General features: G+C 73.9%; 13 protein-coding genes and 3 tRNA genes. 7 read left to right on the top strand and 9 right to left on the bottom strand.

What is annotated here, in order from left to right; all coding sequences use genetic code 11:
• Positions 1–2: 2 nt before the first annotated feature.
• From BSB02_RS07855 to BSB02_RS07845, 3 genes are read right to left on the bottom strand one after another with little or no spacing between them, the layout of a single operon-like run.
• Positions 3–3,296, bottom strand: a complete 3,294-nt coding sequence (locus tag BSB02_RS07855; RefSeq protein WP_084958022.1) for a non-ribosomal peptide synthetase — start codon at positions 3,294–3,296, stop codon at positions 3–5.
• Positions 3,289–3,519, bottom strand: a complete 231-nt coding sequence (locus BSB02_RS07850) for an MbtH family protein (RefSeq protein ID WP_084958021.1) — start codon at positions 3,517–3,519, stop codon at positions 3,289–3,291. Before BSB02_RS07850 ends, BSB02_RS07855 begins: the two co-directional genes overlap by 8 nt.
• Positions 3,516–4,874 carry an MFS transporter gene (locus tag BSB02_RS07845; RefSeq protein ID WP_084958020.1) on the bottom strand — a complete coding sequence of 453 codons (1,359 nt, stop codon included), beginning with the start codon at positions 4,872–4,874 and terminating at the stop codon, positions 3,516–3,518. The genes BSB02_RS07850 and BSB02_RS07845 overlap by 4 nt, the downstream gene beginning before the upstream one ends.
• A 284-nt stretch (positions 4,875–5,158) precedes the next feature.
• Between BSB02_RS07845 and BSB02_RS07840 the strand changes: the two genes are divergently transcribed.
• The gene (locus BSB02_RS07840) at positions 5,159–7,108 is read left to right on the top strand and encodes a family 10 glycosylhydrolase (RefSeq protein WP_240506261.1); all 1,950 of its coding nucleotides are present in this window, start codon (positions 5,159–5,161) and stop codon (positions 7,106–7,108) included.
• Positions 7,109–7,385: 277 nt separating this feature from the next.
• Here the strand turns inward: BSB02_RS07840 and BSB02_RS07835 are convergent, their stop codons facing one another.
• Positions 7,386–8,549 (bottom strand): cobalamin B12-binding domain-containing protein, encoded by a 1,164-nt coding sequence (locus tag BSB02_RS07835; protein ID WP_084958019.1) that lies wholly within the window; start codon positions 8,547–8,549, stop codon positions 7,386–7,388.
• Positions 8,546–10,204 carry a PP2C family protein-serine/threonine phosphatase gene (locus BSB02_RS07830; protein ID WP_240506260.1) on the bottom strand — a complete coding sequence of 553 codons (1,659 nt, stop codon included), beginning with the start codon at positions 10,202–10,204 and terminating at the stop codon, positions 8,546–8,548. The genes BSB02_RS07835 and BSB02_RS07830 overlap by 4 nt, the downstream gene beginning before the upstream one ends.
• 176 nt (positions 10,205–10,380) lie before the next feature.
• On the opposite strand from BSB02_RS07830, the gene BSB02_RS07825 reads away from it, so the two are divergent.
• Both BSB02_RS07825 and BSB02_RS07820 read left to right on the top strand, forming a co-directional pair.
• Positions 10,381–11,868 carry an SDR family oxidoreductase gene (locus tag BSB02_RS07825; RefSeq protein ID WP_084958018.1) on the top strand — a complete coding sequence of 496 codons (1,488 nt, stop codon included), beginning with the start codon at positions 10,381–10,383 and terminating at the stop codon, positions 11,866–11,868.
• A 372-nt stretch (positions 11,869–12,240) separates the two neighbouring features.
• A complete protein-coding gene (locus tag BSB02_RS07820) occupies positions 12,241–12,966 on the top strand; it encodes a trypsin-like serine peptidase (protein ID WP_240506259.1) in 726 nt (241 codons plus the stop codon).
• A 421-nt stretch (positions 12,967–13,387) separates the two neighbouring features.
• On the opposite strand, the gene BSB02_RS07815 is transcribed toward BSB02_RS07820, so the two are convergent.
• The 3 genes from BSB02_RS07815 to BSB02_RS07805 form a co-directional block, all read right to left on the bottom strand.
• A tRNA-Val gene (locus tag BSB02_RS07815) sits at positions 13,388–13,462 on the bottom strand.
• A gap of 22 nt (positions 13,463–13,484) precedes the next feature.
• Positions 13,485–13,555 (bottom strand) — tRNA-Cys (locus BSB02_RS07810).
• A 15-nt stretch (positions 13,556–13,570) separates the two neighbouring features.
• Positions 13,571–13,642, bottom strand: a tRNA-Gly gene (locus tag BSB02_RS07805).
• Positions 13,643–13,753: 111 nt separating this feature from the next.
• Here BSB02_RS07805 and BSB02_RS07800 point away from each other — a divergent pair.
• From BSB02_RS07800 to BSB02_RS07790, 3 genes are all read left to right on the top strand, one after another.
• Entirely contained in the window at positions 13,754–14,443 is a 690-nt protein-coding gene (locus BSB02_RS07800; RefSeq protein ID WP_084958017.1) for an ArsR/SmtB family transcription factor, read from the top strand.
• A 48-nt stretch (positions 14,444–14,491) separates the two neighbouring features.
• Complete coding sequence (gene hutH / locus BSB02_RS07795; protein WP_084958016.1) at positions 14,492–16,042, top strand: histidine ammonia-lyase; 1,551 nt, start codon at positions 14,492–14,494, stop codon at positions 16,040–16,042.
• A gap of 91 nt (positions 16,043–16,133) precedes the next feature.
• On the top strand, positions 16,134–17,060 hold the full coding sequence (locus BSB02_RS07790; RefSeq protein ID WP_084958015.1) for an SMP-30/gluconolactonase/LRE family protein: 927 nt from the start codon (positions 16,134–16,136) through the stop codon (positions 17,058–17,060).
• On the opposite strand, the gene BSB02_RS07785 is transcribed toward BSB02_RS07790, so the two are convergent.
• Entirely contained in the window at positions 17,044–18,204 is a 1,161-nt protein-coding gene (locus BSB02_RS07785; protein ID WP_240506258.1) for a Rid family hydrolase, read from the bottom strand. The genes BSB02_RS07790 and BSB02_RS07785 overlap by 17 nt on opposite strands.
• A gap of 59 nt (positions 18,205–18,263) precedes the next feature.
• On the opposite strand from BSB02_RS07785, the gene BSB02_RS07780 reads away from it, so the two are divergent.
• Positions 18,264–19,142 carry a LysR family transcriptional regulator gene (locus BSB02_RS07780; protein ID WP_169729370.1) on the top strand — a complete coding sequence of 293 codons (879 nt, stop codon included), beginning with the start codon at positions 18,264–18,266 and terminating at the stop codon, positions 19,140–19,142.

The raw sequence follows: 19,142 nt of genomic DNA, 5'->3' as shown, positions 1-19,142 counted from the left end.
GGTCACCTCGGCACTCGGGGCAGGCGGGAGATCGGTCCGGCGGGGCGCGCCCGCGTGCGGGACAGGGCCTCGGCCAGCTCGGCCGGGGTGGGCGCGGCGAACAGCTGGGCGGCGGTGGCGGGCAGCCCGTCCCGGGCGGCCAGGCGGGCGGCGGCCCGCACTGCGCGCAGGGAGTTGCCGCCCAGGGCGAAGAAGTCGTCGTGGCGGCCCACCCGCTCGGTCTCCAGCACCTCCGCGAACACCTCGGCCACCCGGCGTTCCAGGTCGCTCGCAGGCGGCTCGTAGTTTCCGGCGTCCGGCGCCGTGTCCGGCCGCGAGGTGTCCACATCGGCGTACGGCAGGCGCGCGAGCGCGCCCGCGCGGATGTCCGGGGCGTCGGCGAGCGTCCGCAGCGCCTCCACCAGCGCGTCGGCCAGCCAGTCCAGCACCCGCTGGTCGAGGGAGTCGGCCCGGCACTCCAGCACCAGGTCGATCCCCGCGGGCGAGCCGTCGCCGGCGTGGTCGTCGGTCGCCTCCACCAGCAGCTCGAAGCGTGCGGCGCCGGTCCGCGGCACCTCCACCGACGCGGCCACGCCGGGCAGCCGGACCTGCGCGCGCAGGTTGTTCTGCAGGACGAGCACCACGTCCAGCCACGGCGGGCCGCCGGGGGAGCGCGGCGGGTTGAGCTCCCCGACCACCCGGTCGAACGGGGCCCGCTGGCGGGAGAGGTCCTCCAGCGTGCTCTCCCGCACCCGGGCCAGCAGCTCCCCGAGGCGGGGATCGCCGGACACGTCGGTGCGCAGCACCAGCATGTTGACGAAGAACCCCACCAGGTCCTCGGCCGCCTCCTGGCTCCGCCCGGCCACCGGCGTCCCGACCGCCACGTCCTCGCCCGCGCCGGCCCTGGCCAGCACCGCCGCCAGCGCCGCGTGCAGCGCCATGAACAGCGTCGCCCCCTGCCGCGTGGCCCGCTCCAGCAGCCTGCGGTGCAGGCCGGCGTCCACGCGGCGGACGGCCTCGCGGGCCTGCTGCCCCGGGACGGCGGGCCGTCCCGGGCGGCGCGGCAGGCGGGTGCGGGCGGGCAGGCCCGCGAGCCGGTCGCGCCAGTACGGCAGGTCCGCCGCGTCCTCGTGGCGCGCGTGGTCGGCGTACCGCATGGGCAGCGGGGGCAGGTCCAGCCCGGCGTAGGCGTGCGACAGGTCGCGCATGAGCGGGCGCAGCGACCAGCCGTCGGCGGCGATGTGGTGCACGGCCAGCAGCAGCGCGTGCTCGCGTGGGCCGGTCGTGAAGAGCGTCGCGTGGATCGGCGGCTCGGCGGCCAGGTCGAAGCGGCGCCGGGCGGCCCGCGCGACGGCGTCCTCCAGCTCGTGCGGGGCCAGCCGGACCTCGGCCAGTTCGACCTTGGCCTGCTCGGGCGGCAGGACGCGCTGCACCGGCTCGCCGTCGCGCACGGCGAACAGCGTCCGCAGCGGCTCGTGCCTGGCGACCAGGGCGCGGAGCGCCGCGCCCAGGGCGGGCACGTCGAGCGGGCCGCGCAGCCGTACCAGCAGGGGGATGCTGTAGGCGACGCCCGCGTCGGCCTGGTCCATGAGCCACAGGCGCAGCTGGGCGGACGACAGCGGCAGCGTGTCGCCCTCGGCGGCCGGGGCCGGCAGGGTACGGCCGCGCGGCGCGCGGTCGACGAGCCGGGCCAGCCCGGCCACCGTCGGGGCGGCGAAGGCCTCCCGCAGGCTCACCTCCACGCCGAACGCCGAGCGGATCCGGCTCAGCAGCCGCATCACGGTCAGCGAGTTGCCGCCCAGCGCGAACAGCTCGTCGTCCACGCCGACCTCGTCGCGGCCCAGCAGGTCGCAGACGATGGCGCACAGCCGACGCTCACGCTCGGTGCGCGGCCGGGCGGCGCTCGGGCGGACCTCCTCGGGCGCGGGGAGGGCGGCGCGGTCCAGCTTCCCCGTCGCGGTCAGCGGCAGCGCCTCCAGCGCCACGACGGCGGAGGGCACCATGAAGTCGGGCAGGACGGCCGCCACGTGGGCGCGCAGTTCCTCGGGCGGCACCTCGCCGCCGACGACGTAGGCCACCAGCCGGTCCCCGCGGACCGCCACCGCGGCCCGCTCGACCGCGGGGTGGCGCGACAGCACGGCCGCGACCTCGCCGGGCTCGACGCGGAAACCGCGGATCTTCACCTGGTCGTCGGCCCGCCCGACGAACTCCAGCGCGCCGTCGGCGCGCCGGCGCACCAGGTCGCCGGTGCGGTACATCCGCTCGCCGGGCACGAACGGGTCGGCCACGAACCGCTCGGCCGTCAGTCCGGGGCGGCCGAGGTAGCCGTGCGCCAGGCCGACGCCCCCGGCGTACAGCTCGCCGACCTCGCCGTCGCCCACCGGCCGCAGCCGCTCGTCCAGGACGTGGACGCGCTTGCCCCGCAGCGGGCGGCCGATGGCCACGTCGCCGGCCGTGACGGGATGGGTCGTCACGAAGATCATGCTCTCGACCGGGCCGTACCCGTTGACGATGCGCAGCCCGGGATGGCGGGCCAGGGCGCGCCCGACGTGGACGGGCGAGAGCGCCTCGCCGCCGACCAGCACCCGGGTGAGGCCGCGCAGCGCCTGCGGGCACTCGTCGACCAGCACGTTGAACAGGCTGCTCGACAGGTACATCGTGGTCACGCCGTGCTCGGCGGCCAGCCGCTCGATCACCAGCGGGTCGGGCCGCTGGCCGGGGTGCAGCACGCACGTGCCGCCCGACAGCAGCGGCCCCCACAGCTCCAGGGCGAAGGCGTCCCAGGAGACCGGCGAGCACTGCAGCCACACCGTCCCGGGGCCGAAGGGGGCGTAGTCCTGGCCGGTCAGCGTGCCGGCGATCGCGTGGTGGGAGGCGGCCACGCCCTTGGGGACGCCGGTGGAGCCCGAGGTGTACATGACGCAGGCCAGGTCGCCGGGCCTGGCGGCGGCGGCGCCGTGGGGGAGCGGCCGCGCGGCGCCCGGCTCCCCGCCGGAGAGCACCAGCCGGACTCCGGCGTCGGCGGCCAGGGCGTCGGTCCGCTCGCGGGGGTGCCCGGGGTCCAGCATCAGGTACGCCGCCCCGGCCTTGAGCGTGGCCAGCGCCGCGGCGACCAGGCCGGTCCCGCGCTCCATGCGGATCCCGACGATGTCGCCCCGCCGTACTCCCCGCTCCACCAGTGTCCGCGCCAGGCGGCCGGCGCGTGCGTCCAGCTCGGCGTAGGTGACCCGCTCGTCGCCGGCGACCAGCGCGAGCCGGCCGGGATGGCGGGCGGCCTGGAGCTCCACCAGGCCGTGGACCGTGCCCGGGTCAGTCACGGGCGATGCTCGACGGGCGCATGTCGGTCCAGTTGGCCTCGACGTAGGCCAGGCAGTCGGCGCGGCTGCCGCGCTCCAGCGCCACCCGCCACCCGGCCGGGACCTCCAGGTCCGCCGGCCACAGCGAGTGCTGGTTCTCGTCGTTGACCAGCACCAGGTAGGCCGCCTCGTCGTCCTCGAACGGGTTGGTGGTCCGGTCGGGACCGTGGTCGGTGGCCGTCATACCTTCTCCTCCTGGGTGTCGATGTCGGGCACGAGGAGGTCGATGTCGCGCACGCGGCGGCGGGCCAGGCCCCACACCGCGACCCCGACGCCGCACACTCCCGCGATCAGCAGCATCGCCGCCATCCCGCTGCCGGGGCCCATGCCGGCCAGGGGGCGCAGCAGGCCGGCCAGGCCGGTGCCGGAGGCCGCCTGCGGCTCGAAGACGTGGTCGGCGAGCGGGCCGGCGACCGCCATGGCCAGCGGCTGGGAGATCTGGGCGACGAACATGAGCGCGCCGAAGACCCTGCCCTGGCGGTCCTTCGGCACCTTGGTCTGGATGATCGACTGCGAGGACCCGTTGACGACCGGCATGAGCAGCGCGCCCGCGAGCATGGCCGCCGACCAGGCCACCACCCCGTGGACCATGGCCATGACGATCTCGGCGGACAGGCACATGCCGACGATGCCGAGCATCATGCCGCGCACCCGGTCCTTCGGGCCGCCCCAGGCCGCCAGCAGCAGCCCGCCCGCGATCCCGCCCAGGCCGATGCAGGTGTTCACGCTCGCCAGGGCCGAGACGTCGCCGCCGGTCCTGGCCAGGATCATGGGCTGGACCACGGCGAAGCCGAAGACCATCACCAGGTTGACGGTGAAGAACACCAGCACCAGGCCGCGCAGGCTGGGCTGGGCGAACAGGTACCGCAGGCCCTCGACGGAGTCGGCGGCCAGCCTCTTGCGCCCCCTGGGCGCGGTGGCCGGGCCCTCCTCCAGCCGCGCCAGCCGTACGGTGACCAGGGCGACCACGAAGCTGACCAGGTCGATCCACAAGATGGCGCCCAGCCCCGCGGTGACGATCAGCAGCCCGGCCAGGGCGGGGCCGCCGACGTCCGCGGTGCTCTTCGCGGTGGCCAGCAGGCCGTTGGCGCGCTGCAGCTGCTCCTTGCGCACCAGCAGCGGGACGGCCGAGGACAGCGCGGGGAACTGGAAGGCGGCCGAGGCCCCCAGCACGACCACCACGAGGTAGATCTGCCACAGCTGCAGGCCGCCGGTGAAGTACAGGGCGGTCATGGCGCCCACGGCGACCAGCCCGCCGAGGTCGGCCAGCTGGAGCGCGGTCCGCTTGGCCACCCGGTCCACCAGCGCGCCCGCCGTGGGGCTGAGCAGCAGCTGCGGCAGGACGGTGCACAGCGAGAGCGCCACCACGTGGGTGGCCTGGTGGTCCTCCGTCCAGGCCTGGACGACCAGGGCGAAGCGCAGGACGGAGTTGCCGATCAGGGTGACGACCTGACCTGTCCAGATGACCGCGAAGCTGCCCATCCCCAGCAGGTCGGGGAGGAAGCGTTTACGGCTGGCGGGAGGCTGGGGTTCGGCCAACGGTGACGGTCCCTCACTCCAGGGGTGTCGAGTTCGGGCGGGTGCGGGACCACAGTCACACGGGAGATATGGAACGCTCAAGATCGCTTTTGTGGTTGGCCGTTTACAGGCGGTGAAATGCTCAGTTCGGACGGCCTCCGGGGTCCGGGAAATGTCGTGACCTGGGCGGACGCGATGCCGGGGCTGGTCGCGGGCGGGCGGGACGGGTTCGCGGAGAGAATTGGGCCCCCCGTCCGGTGTGAAGACTATTGCGCTTGGGTCGGAGTGGACTGAAGCTTTCTTTCGTGACCGCGCTTCCGCGTACCGCTCTGGCGGTCTTAGCCGCCCTGCTGAGCATCGTTGCGATTCCCTCCGGCGCGCGGGCCGCCGCCTGCGCGACCGACCCCGCGACCCCCAAGCGCCAGCTGCGCGCGATGTGGATCGCCACGGTGGCCAACATCGACTGGCCCAGCCGGCAGGGGCTGAGCGTCTCGGCCCAGCAGGCCGAGTTCCGCGCCTGGCTCGACCTGGCCGTCAGCAGGCGCATGAACGCGGTGATCGTCCAGGTCCGGCCCACCGCCGACGCCTTCTGGCCCTCGCCGCACGAGCCCTGGTCCCAGTGGCTGACCGGCACGCAGGGCGCCGACCCTGGCTACGACCCCCTGGCCTTCATGGTGAGCGAGGCGCACGCCCGCAACCTGGAGCTGCACGCCTGGTTCAACCCCTACCGGATCGCCAACCACGACGACCCGAGCAGGCTGGTCTCCAGCCACCCGGCGCGCAGGAACCCCGACTGGCGCTTCGCCTACGGCGGCAAGCTCTACTACAACCCCGGCATCCCCGAGGTCCGCGACTTCATCGAGGACGCCATCATGGACGCCGTCACCCGCTACGACATCGACGGCGTCCACCTGGACGACTACTTCTACCCCTATCCGGTCAGCGGCCAGGCCATCCCCGACTCGGCCACCTACGCCCGCTACGGCGGCGGCTTCGCCACCATCGGCGACTGGCGGCGCAACAACGTCAACCTGCTCATCCGCGAGCTCGACCAGCGCATCCACGCGGCCAAGCCGTGGGTGTCCTTCGGCGTGAGCCCCTTCGGCATCTGGCGCAACGCCGCCACCGACCCGCTCGGCTCGGCCACCTCCGGCCTGCAGTCCTACGACGCCATCTACGCCGACAGCCGGCTGTGGGTCAAGCAGGGCTGGGTCGACTACATCGCGCCGCAGATCTACTGGCACATCGGGTACGGCCCGGCCGCCTACGAGGTGCTCACCGCCTGGTGGTCCGACGTCGTCAGGGGTACGGCGGTGCACCTGGTGATCGGCCAGGCCGCCTACCGCGCCGGGGCGAGCGGCCAGGACGCCGCCTGGCAGGACCCGGCCGAGCTGAGCGACCACCTGCACGTCAACCGCGGGCACCCGGAGGTCGTCGGCGACGTCTACTTCAGCGCCAAGGACGTCAGGGCCGACCGCATCGGCGGCTTCTCCACCCTCGCCGCCGCCCACTACACCAGGCCCGCGCTGCTGCCCGCGCGCGGCTCGGGAACCGCCCCGGCCACGCCCTCCATCACCTCGGCCACCCAGGGCCCCGGCGGCGTCTCCCTGTCCTGGCAGCCCTCCGGCTCGCCCGTCTCCTACGCCGTCTACCGGGTCGCCGGCGCGCCCCCGGCCGCGGACCCCTGCTTCTTCGCCGACGCGCGCCACCTGGTGACCACCACGCGCCGCACCACCTTCACCGACGCCTCGGCCGCCTCGGGAACCTACACCTACTACGTCACCGCGCTCAGCAGGGAACACCGGGAAAGCTCACCCAGCGCGGGCAGGACCGTCGGCTCGTCCGGCTCCTTCAGCGTCGTCATCGACAACGCCGACCCCGGCTTCACCGCAGGCTCGGCGTGGGGCACCTCGTCGTACTCCTCCCAGCTGCACGGCTCGGACTACCGCTTCGCCAGCCCGGTCGCCGCCAGCGACCCGGCGTGGTTCCGGGCGGCCATCCCCAGCTCGGGGACGTATCGGGTGGAGGTGTGGTATCCGTCGAACTCGGGCTACAACAGCGCCACGCCGTACATCGTGGCGGCCTCGGGCGGGAACCAGGTGATCAACGTCGACCAGCGCACCGGCGGCGGCCAGTGGCGCTCGCTGGGCACCTTCACGCTGGCGGCCGGGACGTCCAACGTGGTGGGGGTGAGCCGGTGGACCTCCACGACGGGCTACGTGATCGCCGACGCGGTCCGGATCACGAAGGTCTGACCCGGCCAGGTGCTGCTCGCCCAGGACGAGGGGTCCTCGCCGAGGTCCGGCCGTGGCCGCGCATCGCCGTCAGGGCCGCCGGGCCGGCCGCGGCGGACCACTGCCGGATCTCCTCCGGGAGGGACTGCCACGTCTCGTCCTCCGGCGCTACCCTGCGAGCTTCCGCGGCTCGACCGAGATCCGCGCCGTCAGCGTGCGGCAACGGCAGCAGGCGCAAGCCGGACTCGCGGGCGGCTGATCTTGAACTGGGAGCTCCTCGGCGGTGTCGAAGTCCAGGTCACCCTGAATGGAGATGCGCGGCATGCCCGCGTGCGGCGTGGACAGGACGAGCCTCAGCGGGCTTGGGACGAAGGCGGTCATGTGGTCTTTCCGTGGCCGGGTGCAAGCTCTCGGAGCCGGCGGCGTTGACGGCGGCGTGCCCGTGCGCCAGCAAGGCCGAGGCACGCGGGAAGTCCTCCAGCCGCCCGGCCAGGAGGTCCAGGGCCGGCAGCAGCGTGCCGGCCGGCACTCCGCGGGCGGTCAGGACGCCCGCCGTCCAGGTGAGGAAGCGGCCGAACAGCTCGGGGTCGTCCACGTAGAGCGCGGCGGCCAGGAAGTCAACGATGTGGGCGACGTCCTCGGCGGTGTGGTGGCGTTGCTGCGCGGTGTAGGAGGCCATGGCCGGGATGCGTTCCTCCAGACCGCTCATGACGTGCCTGACCAGGCGCCGCGCCGACCGGCTGACCATGGTGTACGCCTCGTCGTCCAGGTGCGGCAGGTAGTCCATGGCCTGGCCGGCGGCGGCCGGGCCCGCCGCCAGCCGGTCGGCGGCGGTCCGTCCGTCCGGGGCCCAGGCGTCGGCGCCGAGGAGGCGGGCGTGGCGGCCGTCCGGCCCGTACGCGGCCCCGCCCACGATCACCGGCGTGCCGGTCGCCTGGCAGGCCGTGATGGCCGCGTGCGCGGCGGGCAGCCGGGTGGGGATGGAGCTCGACAGCGCCACCACGTCGCAGCCCGTACGGTGCACGTGCGCGATGAGGTGCGGCGCCGGCACCTGGGCGCCGAGGTAGTCGACCCGCCAGCCGCGCAGGCGCAGCACCTCGGCCAGGATCCGGGCCGGCATGGCGTGCCACTCGCCGTCGACGCAGGCCACCGCGACCCGCCCGGCACCCGGCTCCCGCGCGGCGGCGGCGCGGCGGGCGACGGGATGGTGGGCGAGCGCGGCGAGCACCCGCTCGTTGACGGCGGTCGCGGTGTGCTCCTGCGTCACGGTGATCCGGTTGGCCTCCCATTCGAGGCCGACGCGGGCCTGCACGGGGGCGACGACCTCCAGCAGCAAGGTCTCCATCGAAATGTCGTGGTCGAGGGCGGCGAGCGCGGCGTCGGCGGCGGCGTACTCGTCGCCGGCCACCGCCGCGTGCCAGAGTTTGTCACGCCAGGCGGAGAGGCCGTCTGCGCCGGTCATGCGGTGAACCCTCCCCGTCCGTGTCCTCCCACCGCGCTCAAGTGGGCCAAGCGAGGTGCGGTGATGGCGATGACGGCCATGTCATCGTGGTCGCCGCCACCTACCCATTGGGAGGACAACATCTCCACCCGTTCAGCGAGCGCCTCGGGCGGCATGCCGCCGCACCGCCGTAGTTCCTCCAGCAGTCGCTGGTCGCCGAACATCTCGTCACCCAGTGGGCCGCCCATGGCCTCGGTGATGCCGTCGGTGTAGAGCAGGCACGTCTCGCCAGGGTCGAGCACCACCGTGTCGGTGACGCTGGTGATGTGGTCGAGCACCCCGATGAGGGTGCCCTCGGTGCGGGCCTCCTCGACGCGGCCGCCGGTCCGGATGATCAGCGGCGGCGCATGCCCGGCGCTGGTGAGCCGGAGCCGGACCCGGTCGCCCGCGCACCGGATCGAGGCAAGGACGAGCGTGACGAAGCGGGTATGGCCGCCGCCGGTGAGCAGCGCGCCGTTCAGCAGCTCCAGCACCCGCTGGTGGTCGCCGGCCAGCGGCAGCAGCGCCTGCAGCGTGTGCCGGATCTTGCCGGTGACCGCGGCGGCCTCCAGGCCCTTGCCGGCCACGTCGCCGAGCACGATCAGCGACTCCTGGCCGGGCTCGGCCGGCGGGTGGATGTCGTAGAAGTCGCCGCCGATGCGGGCGGTGTGCTCGGAGGGCCGATAGCGGGCGGCCACCTCGACGCCGTGCAGGTCGCAGATGCGGGGCGGCAGCAGCTCGCGCATGAGGGTCTCGGTGATGCCGGCCTGCTCGGCGTACAGGCGGGCGGCGGACATCGCGGCGCCCGCGCGGGCGGCGAACAGCCGGGCGAACACCTCCTCGCCCTCGGAGAAGCGCGCATGGCCGCTGCCGCGCAGCAGCACGAGCGCGCCGGCCGGGACGCCGTGGCCGGGCAGGGCCGTCACCACCATCGAGCCCACCTCGACGTGCCCGTCGCGGGCCAGCCAGCCGGGGGCGGCGGCGGGGCAGATCCAGCGGGAGGGCGGGGGCGGGTAGCCCTGCAGCGCCTCGGCCAGGCCGGGCACGCTCTCGGGGTCGACGACCAGCTCCTCGCGGACGACCGTGCCGTCGGGGCCGCAGTAGGCCACCGGGTGGCGGCGGCGGGCCGGAGGGAGGATCACCAGCGCGGCGTCGGCGAGGTGGCGGGCGGCCAGGCGGGCGGTGACCTCCATGCAGCGGTCGAGGTTGAGCGAGGACAGCAGCTCACTGGAGGCCCTGTCCAGGAACGCGGTGCGCTCCCGCTCGACGCGGAGGGCCTGGGTGGCGCGTTCGAGGTCGGTGGCGTCAGTGAGCCACCAGGCGACCGCGTCGCCGTCGCGCACCGGCCGCGCCTCGAACGTGGCGGCGCCGATCGGGCCGCGCGCCGACGTCCCGGCGGCATCCCGGGCGACCGGGTCATGGGCCGGGTCGTGGACCTGGGCATGGGCGCGGGACAGCCAGGCGGGCACCGCGTCGGCCAGCGGCGCGCCGGGGACGGCGCCGGGGAGGAGCCGCAGCGCCGCGTCGTTGGCCTGAGCGATGACGCCCGCAGCGCTCACCACCAGCACCGGATAGGGGGCGCCGCGCCACACCGATCCGGTGTCGTCCAGCCCGAGTCTGCTGGTCAGATCCGTCACAACGGCGAGCCCGGCGGACGGGCTCTGCCTCCCAACATCACAAATCCGTTACATGGTCTCATTGCCACTGTATGCGAGCCGCGCCGGAGCGGAAGCCGAGCCGGGGCGCATGAGGGGCGGGGGTGGGGGAACGTTGGCTCCAGGTCGGAGGGCAGGTCACGGACAGGGGGACGGGGATGGCGCGCTGCCTGGTCACGGGGGTGACCGGCTACGTCGGGGGCCGCCTGGTGCCCGAGCTGCTGGCCGCCGGGCACGAGGTCCGCTGCATGGCGCGCTCGGCGGCCCGCCTGCGTGACCTGCCGTGGGCGTCCCGTACACGGATCGTGGAGGCCGACGCCCGCGACCCCGAGGCGACCAGAGCCGCGTTGGAGGGGGTCGAGGTCGCGTACTACCTGATCCACACCATGGCCCAGGGCCGGGACTTCGCCGCCGTTGATCGAGAGGCGGCGCGGTCGTTCGCGGCCGCCGCCGCGGCCGCCGGGGTGCGGCGGATCGTGTACCTGGGCGGGCTGAGCGCGGGGCCGACGTTCTCGCCGCACATGCGCTCGCGCGGCGAGGTAGCGGACATTTTCCTGGACGGCGCGGTCCCGGCGGTGGTGCTGCGGGCGGCGGTCATCATCGGGTCGGGTTCGGCCTCCTTCGAGATGTTGCGCTACCTGACCGAGCGGCTGCCGGTGATGACCACCCCGCGCTGGGTGAGCAGCCTGACCCAGCCGATCGCCGTCCGTGACGTGCTGCGTTACCTGGTCGTCTGGGCGGGACTGCCGGACGAGGTGAACCGATCCTTCGACATCGGCGGTCCTGACGTGCTCAGCTACGCCGGCATGATGCAGGGGTACGCCGAGATCGCGGGGCTGCCGCGACGGGTGATCATCCCGGTGCCCCTGCTCAGCCCGTGGTTGTCGAGCCATTGGGTGGGGCTGGTGACGCCGGTGCCGGCGAGCATCGCCAGGCCGCTGGTGGAGTCGCTGCGCGGGCAGGCGACCTGCCATGAGCACGACATCGCCGCCTATGTGCCCGACCCGCCCGGTGGGCTGATCGGCTTCCGGCAGGCCGTCTCGCTGGCCCTGCAGAAGATCAAGGAGGCCGACGTGGCCACTCGCTGGTCCTCCGCCTCGACGCCTGGCGCGCCCAGCGACCCGCTGCCCACCGACCCCGACTGGGCCGGGGGCAGCCTCTACGTGGACGAGCGCAGCATCCGCGTGGACGCCGGCCCGCAGGCGCTCTGGGAGGTGATCGAGGGCGTCGGCGGCGAGAATGGCTGGTATTCGCTGCCCGTCGCCTGGCGGGTGCGCGGCCTGCTGGACAGGCTGGTCGGCGGGGTCGGGCTGCGGCGCGGCCGGCGCGACCCCCGGCGGCTGCGGGTCGGCGACGCCATCGACTTCTGGCGCGTGGAGGAGGTCGAGCCGGGCCACCTGCTGCGGCTGCGCGCCGAGATGCGGCTGCCCGGGCTGGCCTGGCTGGAGCTGAGCGTGGGCACAGAGGGCGGCGCGGGTGCGGAGGGTGGGGGCACCTGGTATCGGCAGCGGGCGCTGTTCCACCCGCACGGGCTGCTCGGCCACCTGTACTGGTGGCTGATCTCCCCCTTCCACAGCTGGATCTTCGGCCGCATGCCGGGAAACGTCGCCGCCGCCGCGCATGGCCGATCCCTCGACGCGCCCTGACCCGCGCTTGCCGATGCTCCCGCCTTCGGGTGCGTCCGGTAACCGTACGGTTCCGGTTGCCCTGGCCCGCGCCGGTGGACCTGGTCGAATTCTCTACATCCGACGTACGACCGCCGTTTCCGCGCCGCTTCAGGCCGCGAGCGTGGTGACGGCCCCTCTGGCCTCCGATGCGGCGACCGCTCAGCAGGTTGCGGCGTTCTGGCTCGCGGACGGGGGCGCCAATCTGAAGAACGCCACACCCTATGCCGTGCAGACCGTGGTCCACGGGGAACGCGCGTCCACCCCGCCTGTCCCGGACACCAAGCCCGGCTACGTCCCGCCGGTGCCGGGCCCGCTTTCGCCGAAGGGGAACTGCCGACGACCTCGGGCAAGGTGTTCTTCGTCGGTGCCGACGGCCGGCCGCACTGGTGTACGGGCACCGCCATACAGTCGGCCTACCGCAACCTCGTCGCCACGGCCGGTCACTGCGTGTACGACACCCGGCGCTATGGCGCCACACTCGGCAACCGGGTCTTCGTTCCCGGCTACTCCGAGGGCGCGACCCCGTGGGGCCTGTACGTCGGAAAGCGGGCCGTCGCCCACTACGACTTCGGCACGTACGCGGACTACGACCGCGACTTCGCCTTCGTGAACGTGCACAACGGCGTCGTCTCGTCTTCCTCCGGTGTGCCGACCGACAGTGGGAGGCCGGCCGACAACGTCGGCGGGCAGGGCCTCGCCTACAACCAGACGACGTTTTCCTCGGTCGACGTCTGCGGCTGCCCGGCCGGTTCCAACCCCGACGGAACCCGGCCCTCCACAGGCCAGAGCCTCGAATGGTCCACCGGCTCGACATTCGCCATGCAGCTCGTCGACCTCCCCGCCGAGCAGCCCATCGGCGTCGACTCCCCGTTCGCCGGTGAAGGCTCTCTCGGCTCGTCCTGGCTGTACCGCTACAGCAAGGACAACCGCATCGGCTACCTCAGCGGCATCACGATCAGTGTCTCCGACACCGACGGCGACAACCGCTACGACACCGGCGTCTCCCCGTACTTCGACGGCGAGGTGCGCGTGGTCTACGACGCCGCCGCCCAGCACTGGACCGGCTCCATCGCATAGACGGCCGCCGTCCACCGCTCGTGACCGGCACGAAAGCCCGAAGCGAATCATCGCTTCGGGCTTTCGTGTTTACAGACGACGCGACACGAGGCGGACTGTCCCGTTTCTTCCTCGATCTCCCGAGCCGTCGTATGGGCCGTGTCAATCGGATCGGGTTCGAGGCGCCATCACGCCCGCCAGGCCGCCGACAGGCTCGAGGCGGGCGAGGCATGGCAGGATCACGGCCTGGTGTTCCGCACCAGCGCCGGAACATCGTTGGACGCCGCGAACGTCCGGCGGAGCTTCCGCAAGATCACCAATGCGGCGGGGCTCGGGACCGCCTTCGGCGCAGCCGGAAAGCAGCGTCCGCCTGAGGTGGTTCCCCGATGGGCTCCCATCGACTTCGAAGATCGAAGAGGGGCCCCGAAGAGCCCCTCTGACCTGGTGGACGATACTGGGATTGAACCAGTGACCTCTTCCGTGTCAGGGAAGCGCTCTCCCGCTGAGCTAATCGTCCGCGCGCCGTCGTGCCGGCGCTGAGGTGGAGACGGGATTTGAACCCGTGTGGACGGCTTTGCAGGCCGCTGCCTCGCCTCTCGGCCACTCCACCGAGCCGGAAGCTCCGAGCGGAAGACGGGATTCGAACCCGCGACCCTCACCTTGGCAAGGTGATGCTCTACCCCTGAGCCACTTCCGCGTCACCGCCGTTGGAGGCGACGCAGAGAACTCTAGCGAATCCCGGCCGACTCCCCAAACCGGATTCACTCTTCGACGCCGGCCGAAAGGTCCCCGGCGTACCGTCAGGGGCATGGAAGCCGACATCGCGCCGGTCGCGGCGCTCATCGCGGACCCCTCGCGCGCGACCATGCTCAACGCCCTGCTGGGCGGCCGCGCCCTGGCCGCGGGCGAGCTGGCCCGGCTGTCGGGGGTAAGCCCGGCGACCGCCAGCTCCCACCTGGCCAAGCTGCTGGAGGGCGGCCTGGTGGAGGCGGTACGGCAGGGCCGCCACCGCTACTACCGCCTGGCCGGGCACGAGGTCGCCGAGGTGCTCGAGACGCTGGCGGGCATCAGCCGCCGCACGCCGGTCACGTCGCTGCGCCAGTCGCGCCAGGCCAGGCTGCTGGCGGAGGCCCGCACCTGCTACGACCACCTCGCCGGCCGCGCCGGGGTGGCCCTGCTGGACGGCATGCGCGAGCGCGGCTACCTGCGGCACGGCGAGCTGACCGACCGCGGCGAGCGGGTGCTGGCCGACCTCGGGGTCGACGTCGCCAAGGCCAGGCGGTCGCGCCGGCGGTTCGCGCCCGAGTGCCTGGACTGGACCGAGCGGCGCGCGCATCTGGGCGGAGCCCTCGGCGCCGCCGTCACCGAGGCGCTGATGGCGGCGGGCTGGCTGGTCAGGGGCAGGACGCCACGCGCGGTGGTCGTGACGGAGGAGGGTAGGGAGGGGCTGGCGGCGACGTTCGCCTGCGAGGAGCCGGCTGTCGGCGGCCGGCTGTAAGGAGCTAACATCGCATACGCCGGTTACCTGAAGCGAGAGAGTGCGAAGATGCGCGACAACGGAGTCGTGAACGTCGGTCCCGAGCCGCTGAGCTTCACCGATGTGATCAGGGTGGCGCGAGGGGGCGCCGCCGTCCAGCTGACGCAGGACGCGGTGGCCGCGATCGCGGCGGCCCGGCAGCGGGTGGAGGAGCTGGCCGAGAGCCCGGTCCCGCATTACGGGATCTCCACGGGGTTCGGCGCGCTGGCCACGCGCCACATCGACCCGGCCCTGCGCGCCCAGCTGCAGCGCTCCCTGGTGCGCTCACACGCCGCGGGCAGCGGGCCCGAGGTGGAGACCGAGGTCGTGCGCGCGCTGATGCTGCTGCGCCTGCACACGCTGGCCACCGGCCACACGGGCGTCCGGCCGACCACCGCCAAGGCGCTGGCCGGGCTGATCAGCGCCGGGATCACCCCGGTCGTCCACGAGTACGGCTCGCTGGGCTGCTCGGGCGACCTGGCGCCGCTCGCGCACGTGGCGCTGACGCTCATGGGCGAAGGCGTCGTGCGCGACAAATCCGGAAATGTCGTCCCGGCGGCCGAGGCGCTCAAGCAGGCCGGCATCGAGCCGGTCGAGCTGGCCGCCAAGGAGGGCCTGGCGCTCATCAACGGCACCGACGGCATGCTCGGCATGCTGATCCTGGCCATCGACGACCTCACCCGGCTGCTCAAGACCGCCGACATCGGCGCGGCGATGAGCGTGGAGGCCCTGCTCGGCACCGACCGGGTCTTCGCCCCCGAGCTGCAGGCCCTGCGCCCGCACCCCGGCCAGGCGCTCGCCGCCGCCAACATGGTCAAGATCCTCGCCGGCTCCGGCATCATGGCCAGCCATCGCGACCCCGCCGCCTGCACGCGCGTCCAGGACGCCTACTCCCTGCGCTGCGCCCCCCAGGTCGCCGGGGCCGCCCGCGACACCGTCGCCCACGCCGCCCAGGTCGCCTCCCGCGAGCTGGCCAGCGCCGTCGACAACCCGGCCGTGCTCGACGACGGCCGCGTGGAGTCCAACGGCAACTTCCACGGCGCGCCCCTGGCGTACGTGCTGGACTTCCTGGCCATCGTCGCGGCCGACGTCGCCTCCATGGCCGAGCGGCGCACCGACCGCTTCCTGGACGTGGCGCGCAACCACGGGCTGCCGGCGTTCCTGGCCGACGACCCGGGCGTCGACTCCGGCCACATGATCGCGCAGTACACGCAGGCGGCGATCGTCTCGGAGATGAAGCGCCTGGCCGTGCCCGCCAGCGTGGACTCCATCCCGAGCTCGGCCATGCAGGAGGACCACGTCTCGATGGGCTGGAACGCCGCGCGCAAGCTGCGCCGGTCCGTCGACGGGCTCACCAGGGTGCTGGCGATCGAGATCCTCACCGCGGCGCGCGCCATCGACCTGCGCGCCCCGCTCGACCCCGCCCCGGCCACCGGCGCCGTGGTCCGGCTGCTGCGCGACAGCGTCCCCGGCCCGGGGACCGACCGGTTCCTGGCGCCGGAGATCGAGGCCGCGGTGCGCCTGGTGGCCGACGGCTCGGTGGTGGCCGCGGTGGAGGCGGTGACGGGGCCGCTGGCCTGACGTCACCGTCGTGAACGGATCCTGCCAACTTCCTGGGAGCCGCCCGCCGCCCCCTTGACGAGATCCACGAGCCGCACGGCATCGTGGCCGCATGAGGCTCAGGATCATTCTCGCCGCGGCCTGCGCCCTCCTGGTCGCCCCGCTGGGCGCCCCCGCGCAGGCCGACCCCGGCAGGTCCTTCCCCGACACGATCCCCCTCCCGAACGGCTGGCGTCCGGAGGGCATCGCGATCGGCCCGGGCCCGGTGGCCTACGTCGGCTCCCTGGCCACCGGCTCCGTCTACCGCATCCACCTGCGCAGCGGCAAGGGCGAGGTCGCCGTCGAAGGCCCCGGCGACAGGCCCGCCGTCGGCCTGAAGACCGACGCCCGCGGCCGCCTGTTCGTGGCCGGCGGGGTCTCGGTCGAGGCCCGGGTCTACGACCTGCGCACCCGCGCCCTGCTCAAGACCTACCGCCTGGCCGAGGGCGCGGCGTTCGTCAACGACGTCGTCCTGACCGGCGACGCCGCCTGGTTCACCGACTCCACCAACCCCGTGCTCTACAAGCTGCCCCTCGGCCCGCGCGGCGCCCTGCCCGAGGCCGCAGAACGGCTCCCGCTGACCGGCGCCATCCGGTACGGCACCGGCGTCAACGCCAACGGCATCGCCCCCACCCCCGATCGCAGGGGCCTGCTCGTCGTCCAGTCCAACACCGGCAAGCTGTTCCGCGTCGACACGGGCACCGGCGCCACCACGGAGGTGGACATCGGCGGGGAGTCGCTGGCCAACGGCGACGGCCTGCTGCTGCGCGGCACCACCCTCTACGTGGTGCAGAACCGCCTCAACACCGTCGCCGTCCTCAAGCTGGCCGCCGACGGCTCCTCGGGAGAGGTCCAGACGCGGATCACCGACCCGCGCTTCGACGTGCCCACCACCGTGGCGGCCTTCCACGGGCGGCTCTACCTGCCCAACGCCCGCTTCACCACCACGCCCACGCCGGACACGCCCTACACGGTCGTGGCGGTCAAGCGGCGAGGCTGACCACCAGGTCGACCTCCAGCAGCAGCCCCGGCATAAACAGCCGGGACACCTCGACGGTCGTGCTCGCGGGCGGGGTGCCGGTGATGTAGCGGCGCCGTACCTTGCCGTACTCCGCCCGCCGGTCCATGTCCGTCAGGTAGGTCCGGATGAAGGCGATATCGGCGAACGTGGCGCCCTGGTCGGCGAGGATCTTGGCGATGTTGGCGAAGACGGCCTCCGCCTGCGCCCCCATGTCGCCCTCGCCGATCACCTCGCCGTTCTCGTCGAGGGCGACCTGCCCGGAGATGTAGAGGGTGGAGCCGGCGCGGACGGCGTGGGAGTACATGCCGTTGGTCGCCGGCACGGCGGGCGGGTTGACCGGGACCGCGCGGGGCCGCGCCGCCGACCCGGTCACGTGCGTGGCGATCGCCGTCAGGTCCCGCTCGCCGTACCCGGCGGCCATGGCCTCCTCCAGCCGGCCCAGCGCGGCCGAGGCGAGCGTGCCGCCCGGCCAGGCGCCCAGGCGCAGGTCCTTGGCGGCCAGCGCCAGCGCGTAGCGCGTCTCCCGCGACGGCTCGCGCAACCGCTCGGCGAGGCCGCCCAGGGGGATCGCCGCCAGCACGTCCAGCACGTCGGCGGGGGCGAAGCCGTGCGCCCCGCCGTACGCCATGGCCTCGGCGACGAGCACCTGGGCGGGCACGACCACGTTCATGACGGCGAGCTTCATCGCCTGGCCCGCGCCCAGCGGGCCCAGCTCGCGCACGGTGCCGAACACCTCCAGCACCTCCCGGCAGCCCGACACGTCGCCGCCCGCCAGCACGGTCAGCGTGCCCTCTCGTGCGGGCCCGACGCTGCCCAGCACGGGCGCGTCGACCAAACCCACCGATTCCGGCAGCAGCGCCCGCAACTCCCTGACGGCCTCCGGGCCGATCGTGGACATCTCCACCACCGTCGCGCCGGGCCGCAGGCCGGGCAGCGCCGCGGCCAGCACCTCGCGCACCGCGGCCGGGTCGCGCAGCATGGTGATCACCAGCTCCGCGCCCGCCACCGCCTGCGCGGGGCCGATCCCGGCGCCGCGCCGCCACACCGTCACCTCGTGTCCCGCCTCGGCCAGCCGCCGGGCCATGGGGACACCCATCCGCCCCTGTCCCAGGAATGCAATCACGTGTCCCAGCAAAGCGGATTCGCGAGGCATTCCACAAACGACTAGATTGCATGCCAGCCATGCTTGACGCGAATGCCTTCCGCCTGTTCGACGAGATCGCCCGCACCGGGTCCTTCACCGCCGCCGCCGAGCTGCTGGGCTACACCCAGTCGGCCGTCTCGCGGCGGATGGCCGCGCTGGAACGGGAGGCCGGCGGGCCGCTGTTCGAACGGCTGGCCAGGGGAGTACGGCTGACGCCCGCGGGAGCGGCCCTGCACCGGCACGTCACCGCCGTCCTGGAGCGCCTGGACCGCGCCGAGGAGGAACTGGCCGCCATCCACGCCGGGCTCGGCGGCACCCTGCGCGTGGGGGCGTTCGCCACGGCCAACATCGACCTGGTGCCCAGGGCGCTGAAGGAGTACGCCGCGCGCCGCCCCGACGTGGAGGTCAGGCTCACCGAGGCGCTCAGCGGCCGCCTGCTGGAGGGCCTGCACTCCGGGGCGCTCGACGTCGCGGTGGTCAGCGACTACCCCTCCGGCCAGGTGGGCGCCGTCGCCCCGGCCTCGCTGGTGGAGCTGCGCGAGGACGACCTGCTCGTGGCGCTGCCCGCCGGCCACCCCCTGGCCGATGAGGACGTGCTCGACCTGCGGCAGCTGGCGGAGGAGCGGTGGATCGAGGCGGCCCCGCGCGGCCAGCCCACGCAACTGGTCGCCGCCTGCGCCGCGGCCGGGTTCACCCCGCTGCGCGGCCCCCGGGTGGCCGAGTGGTCGGGCAAGTTCGGCTTCGTGGCCGCCGGGCTGGGCGTCACGCTCGTGCCCCGGCTGGCGGCGCGAGCCGTACCGGACGGCGTGGTGATCAGGCCGCTGACGGGCGGCGGGCCGCGGCGCAAGGTCTACGCGGCGCTGCCCGGCAACCCGCTCCCCGCCGCGCTGGAGCTCGTCGAAGTCCTGGGACAATAG

It is taken from the genome of Thermoactinospora rubra (assembly GCF_002093975.1).
GTDB classification, from domain to species: domain Bacteria; phylum Actinomycetota; class Actinomycetes; order Streptosporangiales; family Streptosporangiaceae; genus Nonomuraea; species Nonomuraea rubra_A.
Note: the sequence above shows the minus strand (reverse complement) of the source record. Positions and strands in the feature narration are given on the sequence as shown.